The sequence below is a fragment of the Kandleria sp. genome, from assembly GCF_017934775.1.
Taxonomy (GTDB): domain Bacteria; phylum Bacillota_I; class Bacilli_A; order Erysipelotrichales; family Coprobacillaceae; genus Kandleria; species Kandleria vitulina.
Genome location: NZ_JAGBIX010000035.1, coordinates 1 through 17,731, shown reverse-complemented (window position 1 = coordinate 17,731; position 17,731 = coordinate 1). Strand labels below are relative to the sequence as shown.

The 17,731-nt window shown below is 34.5% G+C and carries 18 protein-coding genes; 2 read left to right on the top strand and 16 right to left on the bottom strand.

The features are described 5' to 3' along the window. Window positions 1–438 precede the first annotated feature (438 nt). Entirely contained in the window at window positions 439–1,782 is a 1,344-nt protein-coding gene (gene gdhA, locus J6L95_RS04480) for an NADP-specific glutamate dehydrogenase (protein WP_287458300.1), read from the top strand. A gap of 83 nt (window positions 1,783–1,865) precedes the next feature. Here gdhA and J6L95_RS04475 read toward each other — a convergent pair whose 3' ends face one another. From J6L95_RS04475 to lepB, 3 genes are all read right to left on the bottom strand, one after another. Next, on the bottom strand, window positions 1,866–2,981 hold the full coding sequence (locus tag J6L95_RS04475) for a hypothetical protein (RefSeq protein WP_287458299.1): 1,116 nt from the start codon (window positions 2,979–2,981) through the stop codon (window positions 1,866–1,868). A 152-nt stretch (window positions 2,982–3,133) separates the two neighbouring features. Next, window positions 3,134–4,897: a hypothetical protein gene (locus J6L95_RS04470; RefSeq protein ID WP_029070065.1), complete on the bottom strand. Its 1,764-nt coding sequence runs from the start codon at window positions 4,895–4,897 to the stop codon at window positions 3,134–3,136. Between the two features lie 160 nt (window positions 4,898–5,057). Further along, window positions 5,058–5,567, bottom strand: a complete 510-nt coding sequence (lepB, locus tag J6L95_RS04465; protein ID WP_029070064.1) for a signal peptidase I — start codon at window positions 5,565–5,567, stop codon at window positions 5,058–5,060. 113 nt (window positions 5,568–5,680) lie between these two features. Between lepB and J6L95_RS04460 the strand changes: the two genes are divergently transcribed. Beyond that, window positions 5,681–6,349 carry a hypothetical protein gene (locus tag J6L95_RS04460; RefSeq protein ID WP_287458298.1) on the top strand — a complete coding sequence of 223 codons (669 nt, stop codon included), beginning with the start codon at window positions 5,681–5,683 and terminating at the stop codon, window positions 6,347–6,349. 8 nt (window positions 6,350–6,357) lie between these two features. Here the strand turns inward: J6L95_RS04460 and J6L95_RS04455 are convergent, their stop codons facing one another. The 13 genes from J6L95_RS04455 to pyrB form a co-directional block, all read right to left on the bottom strand. Beyond that, on the bottom strand, window positions 6,358–6,969 hold the full coding sequence (locus J6L95_RS04455; RefSeq protein WP_287458297.1) for a LysE family translocator: 612 nt from the start codon (window positions 6,967–6,969) through the stop codon (window positions 6,358–6,360). Between the two features lie 78 nt (window positions 6,970–7,047). Continuing rightward, complete coding sequence (locus J6L95_RS04450) at window positions 7,048–8,949, bottom strand: ABC transporter ATP-binding protein (RefSeq protein ID WP_287458296.1); 1,902 nt, start codon at window positions 8,947–8,949, stop codon at window positions 7,048–7,050. Then, entirely contained in the window at window positions 8,936–10,690 is a 1,755-nt protein-coding gene (locus J6L95_RS04445; RefSeq protein ID WP_287458295.1) for an ABC transporter ATP-binding protein, read from the bottom strand. The genes J6L95_RS04450 and J6L95_RS04445 overlap by 14 nt, the downstream gene beginning before the upstream one ends. A 1-nt stretch (window position 10,691) precedes the next feature. Beyond that, the gene (locus tag J6L95_RS04440) at window positions 10,692–11,141 is read right to left on the bottom strand and encodes a MarR family winged helix-turn-helix transcriptional regulator (RefSeq protein ID WP_287458294.1); all 450 of its coding nucleotides are present in this window, start codon (window positions 11,139–11,141) and stop codon (window positions 10,692–10,694) included. Window positions 11,142–11,235: 94 nt separating this feature from the next. Next, window positions 11,236–11,475, bottom strand: coding sequence for a DUF1292 domain-containing protein (locus J6L95_RS04435; RefSeq protein ID WP_029070058.1), 240 nt, complete (start codon window positions 11,473–11,475; stop codon window positions 11,236–11,238). A gap of 25 nt (window positions 11,476–11,500) precedes the next feature. Next, entirely contained in the window at window positions 11,501–12,319 is an 819-nt protein-coding gene (locus J6L95_RS04430) for a Cof-type HAD-IIB family hydrolase (protein ID WP_029070057.1), read from the bottom strand. 3 nt (window positions 12,320–12,322) lie between these two features. Then, the gene (locus J6L95_RS04425; protein WP_502711010.1) at window positions 12,323–12,934 is read right to left on the bottom strand and encodes an ROK family protein; all 612 of its coding nucleotides are present in this window, start codon (window positions 12,932–12,934) and stop codon (window positions 12,323–12,325) included. Between the two features lie 13 nt (window positions 12,935–12,947). Next, window positions 12,948–13,253 (bottom strand): hypothetical protein, encoded by a 306-nt coding sequence (locus J6L95_RS04420; RefSeq protein WP_287458293.1) that lies wholly within the window; start codon window positions 13,251–13,253, stop codon window positions 12,948–12,950. Beyond that, a complete protein-coding gene (locus J6L95_RS04415; RefSeq protein ID WP_287458292.1) occupies window positions 13,250–13,852 on the bottom strand; it encodes a PTS sugar transporter subunit IIB in 603 nt (200 codons plus the stop codon). The genes J6L95_RS04420 and J6L95_RS04415 overlap by 4 nt, the downstream gene beginning before the upstream one ends. A 94-nt stretch (window positions 13,853–13,946) precedes the next feature. Continuing rightward, entirely contained in the window at window positions 13,947–15,113 is a 1,167-nt protein-coding gene (locus tag J6L95_RS04410) for an MFS transporter (RefSeq protein WP_287458291.1), read from the bottom strand. Window positions 15,114–15,302: 189 nt separating this feature from the next. Then, complete coding sequence (locus J6L95_RS04405) at window positions 15,303–16,079, bottom strand: dioxygenase family protein (RefSeq protein ID WP_287458290.1); 777 nt, start codon at window positions 16,077–16,079, stop codon at window positions 15,303–15,305. Window positions 16,080–16,170: 91 nt separating this feature from the next. Further along, the gene (locus J6L95_RS04400) at window positions 16,171–16,590 is read right to left on the bottom strand and encodes an aspartate carbamoyltransferase regulatory subunit (protein WP_287458289.1); all 420 of its coding nucleotides are present in this window, start codon (window positions 16,588–16,590) and stop codon (window positions 16,171–16,173) included. Further along, entirely contained in the window at window positions 16,587–17,522 is a 936-nt protein-coding gene (gene pyrB / locus J6L95_RS04395; protein WP_029070051.1) for an aspartate carbamoyltransferase, read from the bottom strand. The genes J6L95_RS04400 and pyrB overlap by 4 nt, the downstream gene beginning before the upstream one ends. Window positions 17,523–17,731 lie beyond the last annotated feature (209 nt).

The following is a 17,731-nucleotide window of genomic DNA, read 5'->3' as shown; positions in this document are numbered from 1 at the left end:
GTCTATCAATGGAGCCATCTTTTGGCTCTTGTTAATTGCTTGCTTGTTTTATTTGTGAGTGTTTTCTCACTCATCTATTTGACGTGTTTCTGTTCAGTTTTCAATGTTCAGGCCACTCGGCTCTCGCTGAGTGCTCACTTAATTTAACAGTTTTTTCACTCATTTGCAAGTCATATAATGCAACTTTTTTTCACTTATTAAAAAAAGCCCCTTTTCATCGCTATAATTTTTTCAAAAAAAATTTATCCCTAAAATTACCGTATTTATACCATTTTTTCTCAACTGTTACGGAAATAAACAAATATAGTTAAAATCGCTTAGAAATAGTCGTAATGTAAGCCCTTTTTCTATCTTTATGATACTTTTTTATCATTTTCTTTATTTTTTATCATATCGTATATATAATTAATATTGTATACAAAAAGGAGGAATAATATTATGGAATATACACAGAGAGTTATTGAAGATTTAAGAAAAAAATATCCTGAACAACCTGAATTCTTAGAAACAGTCACTAATGTTCTTACAAGTCTCGAACCTATGATTAAGGCTCACCCTGAATATGAAGATATGGCAATCCTTGAAAGATTGACTGAACCTGAACGTACATTACAGTTTAAAGTACCATGGACAGATGATAATGGAAAAGTTCATGTAAATCTTGGTTACCGTGTACAGTTCAACAGTGCCATTGGTCCATATAAAGGTGGATTAAGATTCCATCCTTCAGTTAAATTAGGAACTATCAAATTCTTAGGTTTTGAACAGATTTTCAAAAATTCATTAACTACTTTACCTATCGGCGGGGGCAAAGGTGGATCTGATTTTGATCCACAAGGTAAATCAGATGCTGAAGTTATGAGATTCTGTCAGTCATTCATGACTGAGCTTTATCGTCATATTGGACCAGACGTAGATGTACCAGCTGGTGACATCGGTGTTGGTGGACGTGAAATTGGTTATTTATTCGGACAGTATAAACGTATTAAAAATGCTTATGAAAATGGTGTCTTAACTGGTAAAGGATTAGCTTTCGGTGGATCTTTAATTAGACCTGAAGCAACTGGTTATGGTGCAGTATATTATGCTAATGAAGTATTAAAACATTTTAATGATTCATATGAAGGAAAAACAATCGCTGTCTCTGGATATGGTAACGTAGCATGGGGTGTTGCTAAAAAAGCAACAGAATACGGTGCTAAAGTCGTAACAATCTCTGGTAGAGATGGTTATGTTTATGATAAAGATGGTATTAACACTGAAGAAAAATGGAACTTCATGTTAGACATCCGTACTAAAAATGAAGTGAAATTAAAAGATTACGCTGAAAAATTCGGTGCTGAATTCCATCCTGGTGAAAAACCTTGGGGCGTTAAATGTGATATGGCCTTCCCTTCAGCTACACAGAATGAAATCGGTGAAGAAGAAGCTAAAACATTAATCGCAAATGGATGTAAATACATCATGGAAGGTGCAAACATGCCTACTACACCTGAAGGTATTGCTTACTTTACAGCTAATGGCGGTATCTTAGGACCTGCAAAAGCATGTAACGCAGGTGGGGTTGCAACTTCTGCCTTAGAAATGTCTCAGAACTCTATGCGCTATAGCTGGACTGCAGAAGAAGTTGATCAGAAACTTCATGATATCATGGTTTCAATCGTAAACAACTCTGTTGCAGCTGCTAAGAAATACGGCTTAGGCTATGACCTAATCGCTGGTGCAAACTTAGCTGGTGCAGAAAAAGTTATTGAAGCAATGATTGCTCAGGGTAATTATTAATATCATTTCTCTATAATCCAACAGCCATCGTCAATCGACGATGGCTTTTTAGTTATAAAAAAAGAATGTCAAATGACATTCTTTTATGCGTTAATCTTACTGATTGTTCTACCAGTAAACAATCTATAGTTTGTGATAGTTGATTCAATCATTGATTCATCAGAAATCAAATGACGATCAGATGTCTGTAAGAAGTTACCATAACCATAAAGATTAGATCCAATAATGCTTACTGAAGTATATCCAGACCAAATTTTTGCATTTTTAGCATAGTTGCTATTGATTCCAGTCATACAGTAAGTGTAGACATAATAATGAACACTTCTGTTTGTCTGTTTATATAATAACTTCAAATCATATACTGCAATTGCATAATCATTGCCAGAAGTTGTTTTAGCAAGATACATTGAATGGAAAGTTGGTGTAGCTTCCCAAGTTGTACCATTGATAGAAGAAACCATCTGCTGCATTTTAGTATCAGCATCAGTTTTCATCTTACTTGCAACTTCACTAGAGACTTTGCTACCATCTTCAAATCTTTCTGCTAAACCACTAACAGTCACAGTCTTTTCTGCGTTAGTAACTTTAACCTTGCATTCTTTAGCAAGAGATTCACTGAAGACAACAGTAACCTTGATCTTATCACCATTCTTGATTCCAGTATATTTGTTAAATCTATAAGAGATAGCTTTAACAAAGTTGCTTGCTTTTTCGTTGCTCTTATCATAATCTACTGTGTTTTTAACATTGATTGAACTTGCAGTCGCAGTTCCTGATTCACCAGTAAGATTTAAAGAGATATTTTTTGCAAGATCGATTTTTGTAAATCCAAAGATATTGTTATATCCCCAATATACAACACCAAGAACAAGTACTAAAGCTAACGCAATAATAATAATTCCCTTTGTTGTTTTATAGAATGGCATTTTTCCATTTGGCTGGTAAGCACCATTTCCCTGTGGTGGAACATAACCGCCATTATTTCCAAAATCGTTTGGCTGATTATATTGCTGAGAATTAAAGTTATTTGACTGATCATACTGCTGAGCATTGTTATCATAATTCTGATAATTGTTCTGCTGTGAATAAGCATTATAATTGCCCGCATTTGAATGAGCATCATAGCTTCCAGTCTGTGACGAATTAAAGCTGCCATTGGACTGTGACCCATTATTAGGATCAAATTGATTATTATCCATAAATTTTCCTCCGTATCCGATTGTATTTCAATCATATATATATTATACATGATATTTGTCTAAAAAACGTAAAATTAAAGAGTTTTATTCAAAATCTAAAAATTACGAAAAAATAACCAATAAAATAAGCCACTCATTTTAGTGGCTTATTATTATTCATCATCATCCTGTGATAATGCTTTAAGTTCTGTGTCTCCAGTAATATCTCTTAAGATAGCGTATGCTGCATCTTTAGGACCAGTTTTTTCATTACCCTTGATACCTAATCTTGTATGAAGCTGTCCTACACGGATGCCCTGTTCGAACATTTTTTCAAAATATTCTCTTAAGATTGGTTCAGTCTGTTCCTGTCTTTGTACAGGACCAAATGGGTTAGCAAAATATGAACCTACTAGACCATATTCTGTTGTTGTACCCTTAGCCATTCTCTGACCTGCTCTGAATACTTTTAATGCATCATCTACATTGTCAAAGAAATCTAATGGCGCTCCATCGCTATCATAGTTGTTTGCATATAAGAACATATCTACATGATGTTCAGCGACAACATCTTCCCAGTCAGTAATAGGAATTACGACACGGGCGTTCTGCTGATCTGGGTTAAGGAATACAGATCTATCTAATTCCTTGAATGAGTATCCTGCATCCAAGTCATCTAGTCTAACGAAAGCCCCCACTTCCGTACCAGATGTTGTGATCTTTCCTTCTTCGTTTAAGTGGAGAAGACCCATATCATCATAGATTGTTTCAGTATCTTCGATATAAGCTTCACCTAAACCTTTGATCTGTTCAATTGTTTCTGACTTACCAGCACCAGAGTCACCCATTACGACGATGTTCTTCTGAGTACCATCATGTAATTTTAATCTAATCATTGCACCATGGATTGGAAGATTATGATGATTTAACTGATAAACATTATGTAAAGTTAAACACATTTTCTTCATGTACCCAAAGTAATCGAAGTAATCATTAGCTGAAAGTAATGAAACAAGCATACCGTTCTTTTCATCCTGGTAGAATGCCTGGTTCATTTCACCATCTTCATAACCGTAAACATAGATCAAGTCTGGTTTTCTACCCTGATATTCTTCTTCTGTTGCTAATTCAAATAAGTTACAAAGAGCAACACCCTGTGCCATGAATTTAACATTGAAGTAAACGAAAGCAATAAGCTTACCGATTTTTGCAGGATAACAGAACCACTGGTCAGGATCAAATTTGTGATCTTCAATTGGATTATAATTGATTTCTGGGAATACACCATCTCTCTTATTACGTTTAGAATAAGCAATAAATGGAGGATGAATGATTACCTGTTCAATAAATGGAATATCATCTAAACAACGGTATTCATATGGAAGATTACTTCTAAAGTTAGTAACCATCAAGCCAGCGTTAACACCAGCAGTAATCTGACGATATACCTTATTAGATTTACCAAGTGCTGTTTCTTCAATAGAACGATATGTCTTTAATACCAATTCTTCGAAATTAGCCTGTGCAGTTGTGAAGTGAACGTTCTGGAACCCTTCGCTTCTTCCTTCATTAAATACGACTGCATATCTCTGAAGTTTTCTCCAGAAAGTGTATAACCCCTCTACAAACTTTCTGAACATTTTCTTATCTTTTAGATAACATGCATAATCGCTACCACTTGAGATTAGCTGCTCATCAGTCAATACTAAAAGCATTCTCAATGTATTCTGTAAATCACGAGATAGTGCAATATCATCTTCATTAAACTGATGAAGATACATGTAAAGTGTTGTTTCTCTTCTTGAATGCGATCTAATGAACTTCTGAAGTACTTTCAAAAAAGAATCACTTTCAATAAGTTCACAACGGCTCTGACAGTATTCCTGTGAAAAGTTGAGTACTGCATTTCCACGTGTAATCTTAAATTTATAGGCCATAAACTCTCTCCTCTCCTATATATCAAAAAAATAATATCATGAGAATTTTACGAATGCAAAACTATTTTACAATGATAGCGCTTACCTTTGTTATTTTTTCTTGAAGTTCTAATATTTAGTTGTAAATTTGTTTTTATTCTAAAAAAATAAGGCCTTTTGGTTAAAAGACCTTAAAAAATACCCGACCAACTACATGTTTCTTGAAATTCACAGAGCCTAAATCACGTGAATCTGCAGAATTATTTCTGTTATCTCCCATCAAGAAAACAGAATCCTTCTTCACTTTCGTGCTCCAGTCCTCATCTTCCATCTTTTCAGCAATATATGTTTCTTTTAATAATTTACCATTACGATACATCTTGCCGTCTTTACAAGAAATCACATCACCAGCCTTGCCGATGACACGCTTGATGATCTGTTCACTCTTTCCTGAACCAAAATCCACATCAGCGACTACGATATCTCCATAATGACAGTCTGAATAAGAATAGAACTTCTTATTAACAAGGACGATGTTGCCATTGTTATAGGTTGGCTGCATAGAGACACCAACAACACGGGATATCTGTATAAAGTATAATACAAGATATGTCAGTATCATTGTAACAACAACAACTTTTACATATTCCATGATCGATTGTTTCATATTAACTTGTTTTGTATTTTCCATATTATTCACCTTAATATATTATATGCTCTTCTCTTCTATCTTGCACCATTTATTTTAGATTGTCAAAACTGTTCTTTTTGATTTATTTATGCTATTCTATTATCGGTGATAACATGAAAAAAATAATATTGATGCTTTGTCTTTTTCTTCTTGTAGGATGTCATTCTAAACCTTCATCTCATATTAAGGATAGAATTCACTATAATAGTGAATTGGGCATTCTTACTGGAATGAAGAAAGATCAGTTAATGAAGATTAAAAAGAAATATAATAGACTCGTTGTTTCTTCTAAAGGATTAAGCAAGGAAGATCTTGCGTTTTTACATAAACATGCCAATAAGCTCTATGCTAAAATCGATATGCGTAAAGATAGAAATAAAGTAGAAGGATTCGATGGGTACTTCCTTACACATACTGAAGATTATTCCTATGATGAAGTGGTTTCTACGATCAAGTCATTAAATTCTTCTATCATTATTCATAACGGGAAGAATTTTGTATTGAAGCTTATTAAAAATAAACAAACTTCTTTAATAGAAGCCATTTCACAAGAAAGCGTCTTTACTTCTTCTAAGAAGGGATTAAAGACACGTGTCCCTACTAGCAAAAAGAAGAGTGATGCACTAAAAGATTATCTTGCTGCTGCAAAAAAGAATAAGCTAGAAGTCTTTGTTATTGAGTTTACTAAAAAATCAGATTGGATTGCCGTTATGAATGCTTATTGTAAGCATCGTGGTTATCATGCAATGCAAGTAAAGAAAGCCAACTATTCGAAAGAATAGCTGGCTTTTTATAATATGGCATCAATAATGACACCAATACCAAATAAAATAAGAATAACGCCTAAAACACGATTTAATACTATATAAATATGATCTGTAATGCGAGAACGCATCTTTTCAATAAGACCACAGATAAGAAGCCACCATAGGAATGTTCCTATAAAGCTACCTACAATTATGCCAAAACTCTGCACTGATGTGTATGGACCAGCTACTTTTAATAGTGAACAGGCAAACCAGAATAAAAGCATCATACCAGGGTTCATTAAGGCGATAGCGATGGATGAGCCAAAGTAAATCCAGGCTTTTGGTGGTTTTTTATCTTCTACCTTGCCAGTTTTCTTTCTTAATGTAAAGATCCCTAAAATCAAAATGACCATTCCACCAAATACGGTGATTGGCATCTCATAGCGTTTTAGAAAACCTGAAACAACAGCACTTGCCAATACGCATATGGCAGCGTAAACAGTATCTGCGACTGATGATCCTAGCCCTGTCATTAGTCCTGAAAAGTAACCATGTTCCAAGGTACGCTGGATGGTCAATGCACCAATTGCACCTGCTGGAATACCAAAAATAATACCAATAATTGTTCCTTTTATTAAATATTCTAATAGCATGTTTTATCCTCTCATTATTTGAATCATATCATCATAAAGAATACTTGGCTACTAAAAAAGACAGATTTTTCAATCTGTCTATTCTAATTCAAAGGCACCAGTGTAAAGCTGATAATATTGTCCCTTTTGAGCAATAAGTGCTTCGTGGTTTCCTCTTTCAATAATATGACCATGATCAAGAACCATGATGACATCACTGTTTTGTACAGTAGATAAACGATGGGCAATGACAAAGACTGTACGTCCTAACATTAATGCGTCCATACCTCTTTGAACAATAGCTTCAGTTCTTGTATCGATGGATGAAGTTGCTTCATCTAGAATCATAACTGGTGGATCAGCAACGGCTGCACGCGCAATAGCAATAAGCTGACGCTGACCTTGAGATAAGTTTGATCCATTATTTGTTAACATGGTGTTATATCCATCAGGTAGACGTGTAATGAAGTCATGAGCACCTACTAGTTTAGCTGCTGCTTCACATTCATTATCGTTAGCGTCTAAGCGACCATAACGAATGTTGTCTAGGACAGTACCTGTAAATAGGTTAGTATCTTGCAATACGATACCTAATGAACGACGAAGATCAGCTTTCTTGATCTTATTGATATTGATACCATCATATCTGATTTTACCATCAGCGATATCATAGAATCTATTGATCAAGTTAGTGATAGTTGTCTTACCAGCACCAGTCGCACCTACGAAAGCAACTTTTTCACCTGGTTTAGCAAATACTGATACATTATGAAGAATCTGCTTATCTGGATTGTAGGCAAAATCTACACCATCAAGAACAACATCCCCAGTTAATTTAGTAAGGGTAATAGTTCCATCTTTATGTGGATGCTTCCATGCCCACATTCCTGTTCTTTCATTTGTTTCTACGATTTCACCGTTTTCTTCTTTAGCACGGACTAATGTGACATAACCTTCATCTTCTTCACTTTCTTGATCTAGAAGATCAAAGATACGTGAAGCACCACCAAGTCCCATTACGACCGCATTGATCTGCTGAGAAACCTGACCGATACTTCCTGTAAACTGTTTTGTCATATTTAGGAATGGCACAACAATAGAAATAGAAAGAGCCATACCTGATAATGAGATATTAGGTGCATCTAGCAACAATAATGATGAACCTGCAATAGCTACTAAAACATAAAGAATATTACTCATATTATGTAGGATTGGTCCTAAAATATTTGAGTATGTGTTTGCTAAACGAGAAGCTTCAAATAGTTTTTCATTAACAGCATCAAAATCTTTTAGAGCCTGTTTTTCATGGTTGAAGACTTTTACAACCTTCTGCCCATTCATCATTTCTTCAATGAAACCTTCAGTTTCACCAAGAGTTACCTGCTGTTTAATAAAGTACTTGGCACTTCTTCCCCCTAATGCTTTTGTAACTATAAGCATTAATATCATTCCTAAAATGACAACTGCACATAGAATGATTGAGTAATAAAGCATAATCACAAATAATGTGACTAATGAAATAAATGTCGAAAGCAATTGTGGGAATGACTGTGAGATCATCTGTCTTAGTGTATCAATATCATTAGTGTAGATAGACATGATATCACCATGAGCATTTGTATCGAAATAGCGAATAGGAAGACTTTCCATCTTCTTGAAGCATTTCTCTCTAAATTTAGCTAATGACCCCTGAGTAATGATGGCCATTAATCTCTGATATGTAAATGAAGCGATCAATGCCAAGACGTAAAGTACAATCAATACTGTTAAATATTTCCAGATTCCAGGCGCTGCCTGTCCCCATGTCTTTTGACCTTTTAGTGCTTTTTCAATTAATGCGATAATATTCTGCTGGAAGATAGCAGGAGCTGCCTGTACAATCGCATTGAATACAACAAGGAATAATACAAAAGGAAGCAGTACTGGGAAGAATGTGAACAATGTTTTAATAAGACGTCCTACAGTTCCCTTTTTTACTGTATGTGCTTTATTCATTGCCATGATCATCACCATCCTTTTTATTCTGAGAATAGTATGTTTCCTGATAGATTTCATTACGAGCTAAAAGTTCATCATGCGTACCGATATCCGCAATTGTACCTTTGTTCATAATGATAATCTGATCAGCATCCTGCACTGAAGCAATACGCTGTGCGATAATGATCTTTGTTGTTTCAGGAATAAATTTCTTGAATCCATTACGAATTTTAGCATCTGTCTTTGTATCTACTGCAGATGTTGAATCGTCAAGAATTAAGACTTTTGGTTTCTTTAATAAGGCACGAGCGATACACAATCTCTGCTTCTGTCCACCAGAGACGTTGCTGCCGCCCTGCTCAATATGTGTTTCATACTTGTTAGGCATCAATTCGATGAATTCATCAGCACATGCCAATTCACATGCGGCCTTAATTTCTTCATCAGTTGCATCTTTATTGCCCCATCTCAAGTTTTCAGCAATTGTTCCTGAGAATAATTCATTTTTCTGTAATACGACAGCGACCTGGTCTCTTAATGTTACTAAATCATAATCTTTTACATTATGACCACCAACAAGCACGTCTCCTTCCGTTGTATCATATAAACGAGAAATCAACTGAATAAGGGATGTCTTAGATGAACCTGTTCCACCCAAGATACCGATTGTCTGTCCACTTTTAATATGAAGATTAATATTCTCTAAAGCATTGCGGTCAGCTTTTGTGGAATATTTAAATGAAACATTATTAAATGTAATATCGCCATTAGGCACTTCATAAATAGGATCTTCTGGATTAGTTAAGGTAGACTTTTCATTAAGTACTGCCACAATACGTTCTGCAGATTCTGCAGCCATAGTGACCATTACAAAGATCATTGAAAGCATCATCAATGAAATAAGAATCTGGAATGAATAAGTAAGAATTGAAGATAGCTGACCAACATTTAAGATAGTCGCATGACTTGAAATAACTAAATAAGAACCAAATGATAATGTAAAGACCATTACAAGATACAAGCAGAACTGCATCATTGGCGCGTTGAACGCTAAAATCATTTCGGCTTTAGTAAAGTCTTTTCTTACATCTTCTGCAGCCTTATTGAACTTATTAAATTCATAATCTTCTCTTACAAATGACTTAACAACACGAATCCCATTGATATTTTCCTGTACTGAAGCATTAAGTTTATCATACTTATAAAATACAGCTCTAAAAATTGGCATAGCGTTCTTGATGACAAGAGCTAATCCAATTCCTAAGAATGGAATAGTGAATAAGAAGATTAATGATAATCTTCCTCCCATCATGTAAGCTAAAGTGAATGAAAAAATGACCATCAATGGGGCACGTACTGCCACACGAATAATCATCATGTAAGCCATCTGGACATTGGTAATATCCGTTGTCATACGCGTTACAAGCGATGATGCTGAGAATTTATCGATATTTGAAAATGAGAAACCTTGTACACTTTCAAATAGATCATGTCGCAAATTCTTTGCAAGACCTGCGGACGCTCTTGAACATGTAATCCCTGCCCAAGAACCAAAGAATAATGACATACATGCCATTACAAAAAGAATAATTCCATAAAAGAATATATCATGTGTAGTGACCTGGCCTGCTTGTAGTTTATTAATAAACTTAGCAATGATAAATGGGATAATACATTCAAGAATAACTTCACCCGTTACAATGAATGGTGTCTTAATTGAATCTGTTTTGTATTCCCTAACTGATTTCAATAGTGTCTTAATCATATTATCTCTCCCTTTCTACGAAGTGGAATACTTCGTCACGTTTTAACTGTTCCCAGTGCGTATTTAGTTTTTCTAAAAAACGATAGATATCCTGTTCTTCCTGTTTACTAAGACAAGAAAAAAGATGCTCAGTAATGTAATTTAATTCATCACATTCTCGATCTGCTTCTTTTTTTCCTTTTTCACTTAATGATAGAAGAATAACACGCTGATCTTTTTTAGATCTTGTCTTTTTAATAAGACCGGCATTTTCCATCTTGGTGATCATCTCACTCAGTGAGCTTGATTTCACATCCAATAATGACTGAAGTTCTCTCTGGGACATAGATCCTTCTCTAGATAAAAAGAAGAGCACTCTTCTCTGCCCTGATTTACCTCCAGTATTATCATAGAGAAAACGCCCCATTTTTCTAAAATAGCCATAGATATCTATTTCTAATTGTGTAACCATAAGCTTTTCTCCTAAAAATTCGCAAGGTGCCTAATTATTAGGTTCCTTGCGAATTACATTATAGCTATCATTTTTTTAAATTGCAATAAATAATTTAATCTTCCCAAACTTGGTTATTTTGAATACATGTAAACTCTTCAGCAACCGCATTAAATAAGTCTTCATCTTCAATATCCAACGCTTCGAATGTTCCATCATTGTGAGCAATATAAACATAAAGATAGATTTCTTCTCCTCTTGCAAGAGCAAGATAATCCTGTCCTTCATAATCAAAGATACCAATCACTTCAAATGTAATGCCATCCATTTCTACAGTCTGCACTTTTTTTGCCATAATTCTACCTACTTTCTCACCTGTATTATACAGATAATTCAGGAATATATTTCAATAATGCTTTCGCGATGCCTTCTGAGTTATTATCGAGAGTAATATCATCTGCTTCACTCTTGACCTGTTCAGTAGCATTTCCCATCGCTACACCAACTTTTGCATATCTGATGATACTTAAATCATTTTCAGCATCACCAAAGGCAATACAGTTTTCACTTGTATAGCCAAGCTTGCTTAATGCAATATCCAATGCTTTGGCTTTATCAATACCCTGAGCAGTGTATTCATAATAAAAGTCAGCTGTAAACATAGTATTGAGTTCTGATTTAAATGGCGCAGCCATTAATTCATAGTTTTCCTTAAGATACTCTGGATCACCACTTGCAAGAATCTTGTTAGGAGTCCATGTAAGAAAATCTTCTAGATCATCTACTTCACAGACTTTAAGTTTACCTAATCTTGATTCATATTCTACTTTGTAGGCATAAGCATCATTTACATAAAGATAAGCATCCTTATATACCATCGGGTTAACATTGAATGATTTCAAATGATTCAATACACGTTTACCCATATCAACACTCATTGGAGCATTGAACAACATATCAGTTGTTGTACAATCTACAACCTGACTTCCATTGAAGCAGCATAATAAACCATGATGCTTTTCCATTTCTAGTTCATCCGCAATATACCAGAGACCAGAAGCTGGTCTACCTGATGCCAATACAACCTTAAATCCTAATGATTGTGCTTTTAATAAAAGCTTCTTTGTTTCTGGAAGAATCTTCTTTTCATCAGAGAAGAGTGTTCCATCGATATCTAAAACTATTACTTTAATATCCATAACCTAATCCTTTTCTTTTTCTTTACACATCGCATTAAGTCCAATGAGAATATAATCTTTAAGATCATCTAACTGAATAAATAATGGGAGATCTTTCTCTTTAGGAAAAATCTTTTTTAAACGATCAATGATACTGTCATAGCTTCTTACTGCATAGCAGCAGATGCCAATAGCTTCAGGATTCGTCATAGCCATGATACTTTGAATATATTTCATCAGCAGTTCCTCAAAACCTTCTCTTGACTGCAGTAAAGATAACGGCGGTTTTGTAAATGCCAATGGCAGATACTGCGCTTCCCCTGCCAGATTGCTTTTTCCTTTAATCAGCTGTCCATCATAGACAAGTCCAATACCGGCATAGGAAACAGCGGGCTGAAACAGGATGGCGAGATTCTTATATTGGGGCGATGATCGATAGAAGCCTACAGCTGCTGTATTTACATCATTTTCTACTAGAATACGCTGTGTATATCTTCTATTTAATAATCCATACAGGTTAATATTCTCCAACTCATTGATTCCTGTTGAAATAACACGTGATTCTTCAATAATACCAGGAAGGGAGATTCCAATAACCTGAATGGATTCATATTGTGATAATGCGGTATCTATAATATCATAAATATCTTCAATATTGATATATTTTTTTTATAATATCTCTTTCTACTTTGATTTGATCGACAATATTATAAATACGATAAAACATATGTACACGATTAGAATTTCTAAATAGAGAAATAGTAAGAGTGCATCTTGCATCTACGTTTAGGTGATAGCCGTTATCAAAATAGACAAGTTCTTCTTCTATAAGCTCAGACATGATTTCTTCAATAAATAATGCAGACATACCACTTAAATGCATGCATTCTTCAAGACTTAAGTTTTCGTGAGTCTTCATTAATGATAAAAGATAATTTTTCATTATGTCTTTCATACATTCTCCTCCTCTATCAAGGTTAACACAAAGTCCAGGACATTCTTGTATTCATTTCTTGCAAAATAGCGTGCGGGTATTTCTTCTACAATGACATCTTCAAGATGCATACGCACTTCTGGCAACAGATAGGAGACCTGTGGGGCTAGCAGGATGACATCATAATCATTTCCAATTTCATATAGTCTTCCATATCCGGTTGCATTGATCTCATAATTTCTGTTTTCTAGCTGTGCTAAAGTCTGCATCTTGCTTGCAAAAAGTGAAGTTGTCATCCCTCCACTACAACAAAGAAGTATTCTCCCTAATGGCTGTGAACAGTTCTCATAGATACAATCTAACATTTCATAAAACAAATTGACTGCATGTTTCATGTTGGCCATCTGGAAATGAATATAGTAAAGCACCTTATCAGTCTTACGGTCCCTTACTTCTTCTTCAAAGATGGAATGAGGGTAAAGAATAATACGTGAATAGGAATGAGCTGCTTCTAGAATGACTTCATTGTTTTTTTCAATAACATGAATATCATGTAATTTCTGATTAGCAATCCATTTTAAATAAATCAAACTATTGATTTCTCTTAAAAATTCATCCATATTATCACCCCTTTCTTTTATATTAAGATAAAGGTTAGCTATTGAAAACATTTACAACAAAACATGAAAAAAAGATGATTGTAGCAATCATCTTTTAGTTAACCTTCTGAGTTGTCATAATCATTATTATTGTACCAAGTAATGAAACGATAGCACCAATCAATAAAGTTGTACTTGTACCAACACTATCAAATAAGATACCACCTACTAATGAAGAGATGATTCCTGAAGCAGTCATGGCAGTAGTTACAAGAGACTGTCCTTTGATAGCATCTTTTTTATTGAATAGCTTATCTACATAATATACGGCAGCTGGGATGAACAGTGCATATGCAAACATCTGCATAACTTGTGCAATGTAGATAACTGTCATGCTTGATGCAAAATAAGTGAGAACATGTTTTACAGTGAACATAACAGCAGCTATTTTTAATACGATAGTAATATCAATCTTATTCTTGAATTTTTCAAAAGCAGACATTGAAATCAATTCAAGTATTGCAGCAAGGAATACAGCCACGCCCATTTGGCTTGTTCCTGCGCCAACGTTTCTGATGATATTGATAAAGAAGTTATTGATAATCATATGATCAGCATATACCATCATGAAACCTAATAAGAAGATCATAAATGTAGTATATTCTTTACAGAAATCTTTAATAGAAGATGTTTCTTCTTCCTCATGTGCAGTTTCAACTTCTTCATTCATTCTAAATGACTGAATTAATGGAATCAATCCTGTCAATACTGCTACAAGTACCCATGGCATTAATACTGGTGAGAAAGTCTGTACAAGATAGCCTAATCCCAATGATGTTAATGCATAAGCAGCTGATCCAATACCACGACCTACACCAAAGTTGATGTTGATGCCATGTTCTTCAAATGCAAAACTTAAAGCATTGATAAGTGGCATCATCATATTTAATAAACCAAATAAGATCACAAATAGCACCGCTACTAAAACTGGAAGCTTTGCACTAGCAACAAGCATCAATGAAAGAATTACAGAAAGGAAACCTAAAATCATAAGAACCTTGTTTACAGACCAATGGAATTTATCTACAAATGAAGCAAGAACTGGTGATCCAAAAGATGTAACGATATTTCCCAATGCAAGAATGAGTCCAATCATAGTCGAGCTTAGCCCAATAGCTCCAAGGTAAACTGCTGCGTACCCCTGAATACAGCAATTTGTTATATAATAAAAACCTTGAATGAAAGCATATTTAATATTTAATGTTTTCGTTTGATTATTCATCTATCCATTCCTCCGTGACACTATTATAATGATGAAAATTATTTTCGCCACTATTTTTTTTATGACATATCAGTGTCACGAGGAAATATTCCCTTATTCACTACATAAAATATAAGTGAAATTTTTTAAAAACGCTTACCTTTTTCTCTCAAAACAATCTATATTTAACATGAAATTTCAAATTTTTAACTATTTTAACTCGAATAAATAGGAAGTCATTGACATGCTTCCAAGTTCTCTATATTCATTAAATACTGTGACATGATCATTGACTGAAGCACCTAGGATATAAAGAAGAGGTAGGAAATGATCATTAGTAGGTACTGCGTATTTTGCATATTTATGTTCTTTAAAATGAATAACTTTTTCATAATCTTTTTGGATAATTGCTTCTTTTATATATAGATCAAAAGCATCTGCCATATATGTTCCTTTAGTATTATTCCAATCTACTTCTCTTAGATTATGTACCACATTCCCACTTCCCATGATAAGAATGCCTTCTTCTCTTAATTCCTGTAATAGTTGTCCTAATAGAAAACTTCCTTGTTCATCTAGTCTGGCATTCACGCTCAATTGAACAACTGGAATATCCTGGTTAGGAAACATGTGTTTTAATATTGTCCATGCCCCATGGTCTATTCCCCATTCATCATTGATTTTGACATATTCTCCTAACATGTCCTGTATACGTCTTGTTAACGGTGGATATCCTTCTACCTGATATTCTACTTGATAGAGTTCATCAGGAAATCCATACATATCAAAGATCTGCTTTGGCTTACTCGCTGATTGAATGTATGTTTCATTTTTATACCAGTGTCCTGAAATCATCAGAATGGCACGTGGCTTTTCATAGTTATTTAGTATATATTCTCCTATTCTAGCAAATGTTCTTGTATTCTCATTGTCTTTTAAGGCAATCATCGGATCACCGTGTCCGACAAATAATGTTGGTAATATCATAGTAAATTCTCCTTTTTTATTATCTTATCATTATTGATATTTGAAATACATTCATTTGCTTAAAAGCAAAAAAACAAGGCTTGCGCCTTGTTTATTTTGTGACTTTTGTATCACAGTAGATACAGCGATAGATCTGTTTTTCTCTATTGGCTAAATAGAATTCCTGATCTAATCCTCTTTCTACTGATGTGATACATCTTGGGTTTTTACATTTTTCTACATTGATGATTCTTTCTGGCAATGCTAAATGTTTCTTTTCTACTGTTTTTCCATCTTTGATATAGGAAACAGTAATGTTGTGATCGATGTATCCTAATACATCTAAGTCTATATCAAAATCATTATCAATCTTTAAGATATCTTTCTTTCCCATCTTATTGCTGCTGACATTTTTTAAAATCGCAACACTGCAATCAAGTTTATCTAGCTTTAAGGCATCGTAAACTTCCATAACTTTTCCTGCTGTAATATGATCTAATACAATTCCGTTGACAATGCTATCTACTTTCATAATCTTTCCACCTCATGATCTAATGATAATAATGTAAGAATAAGTGCCATTCGTACATAACGTCCATTTTCTACCTGTTTGAAGTAGCATGCTCTTGGATCATCATCTACTTCAGTAGAAATTTCATTCACTCTAGGCAATGGATGCATGATTGTTAAATCTTTTTTAGCTAGTTCTAGTTTATTTAGATCTAAGATATACGTATCTCTTAAACGTAGATAATCTTGTTCATTGAAGAATCTTTCCTGCTGTACTCTTGTCATATAGAGAATATCAAGTTCTCCCATGACTTCTTCCATAGTACGCACTTCTTTATATTCTAAATGCTTAGCATCTAGAAGATCTTCTTTTAAATATTCAGGAAGCTTAAGTTCTTCTGGTGAAATGAAGACGAATTTTACACCTTCATATCGCGATAAAGCTTTTAACAATGAATGAACAGTACGTCCAAACTTAAGATCCCCACAGAATCCTACCGTTAAATTGTTAAGTCTTCCCTTTTCTCTTTGAATTGTCAGCAAGTCAGTCAAAGTCTGCGTTGGATGGTTATGTCCCCCATCTCCAGCATTGATAAGCGGAACCTTGCTACGACGCATAGCAACACGAGGTGCCCCTTCTTTTGGATGTCTCATCGCAATAATGTCACTATAGCAAGATACTGTCCAGATTGTATCAGTTACAGATTCACCCTTTGTAGCTGAAGATACATTGGCATTAGGGAACCCTAATACACTACCGCCAAGTGAAAGCATGGCACTCTCAAATGAAAGTCTTGTTCTCGTACTTGGTTCAAAAAATAGCGTCGCAAGAATCTTGTGTTTCGCTACATCCTGATATCGTGTGCGATCTTTCATGATATCGTTCGCTAAATCTAATAAGTCGGATATTTCTTCTACAGAAAGATCCATTGGATCAATAATTGATTTTTTCATTTTGTCTACTCTCCCCCGATGACATTATACACTAAATAGTGTGTTCTACATAAAAAAATCGACAAATTAAAAAGGGGCTGACCCAGTAAAGTGATTTATGGATAATCACTGAGCTGGACCAGCTCTTTTTTTCTTTCTTTGACTCCCTACAGCCAGATAAAATCTGTTTACGGGCATTTAGACATAAAAAAACACCCATTTTTGGGCGC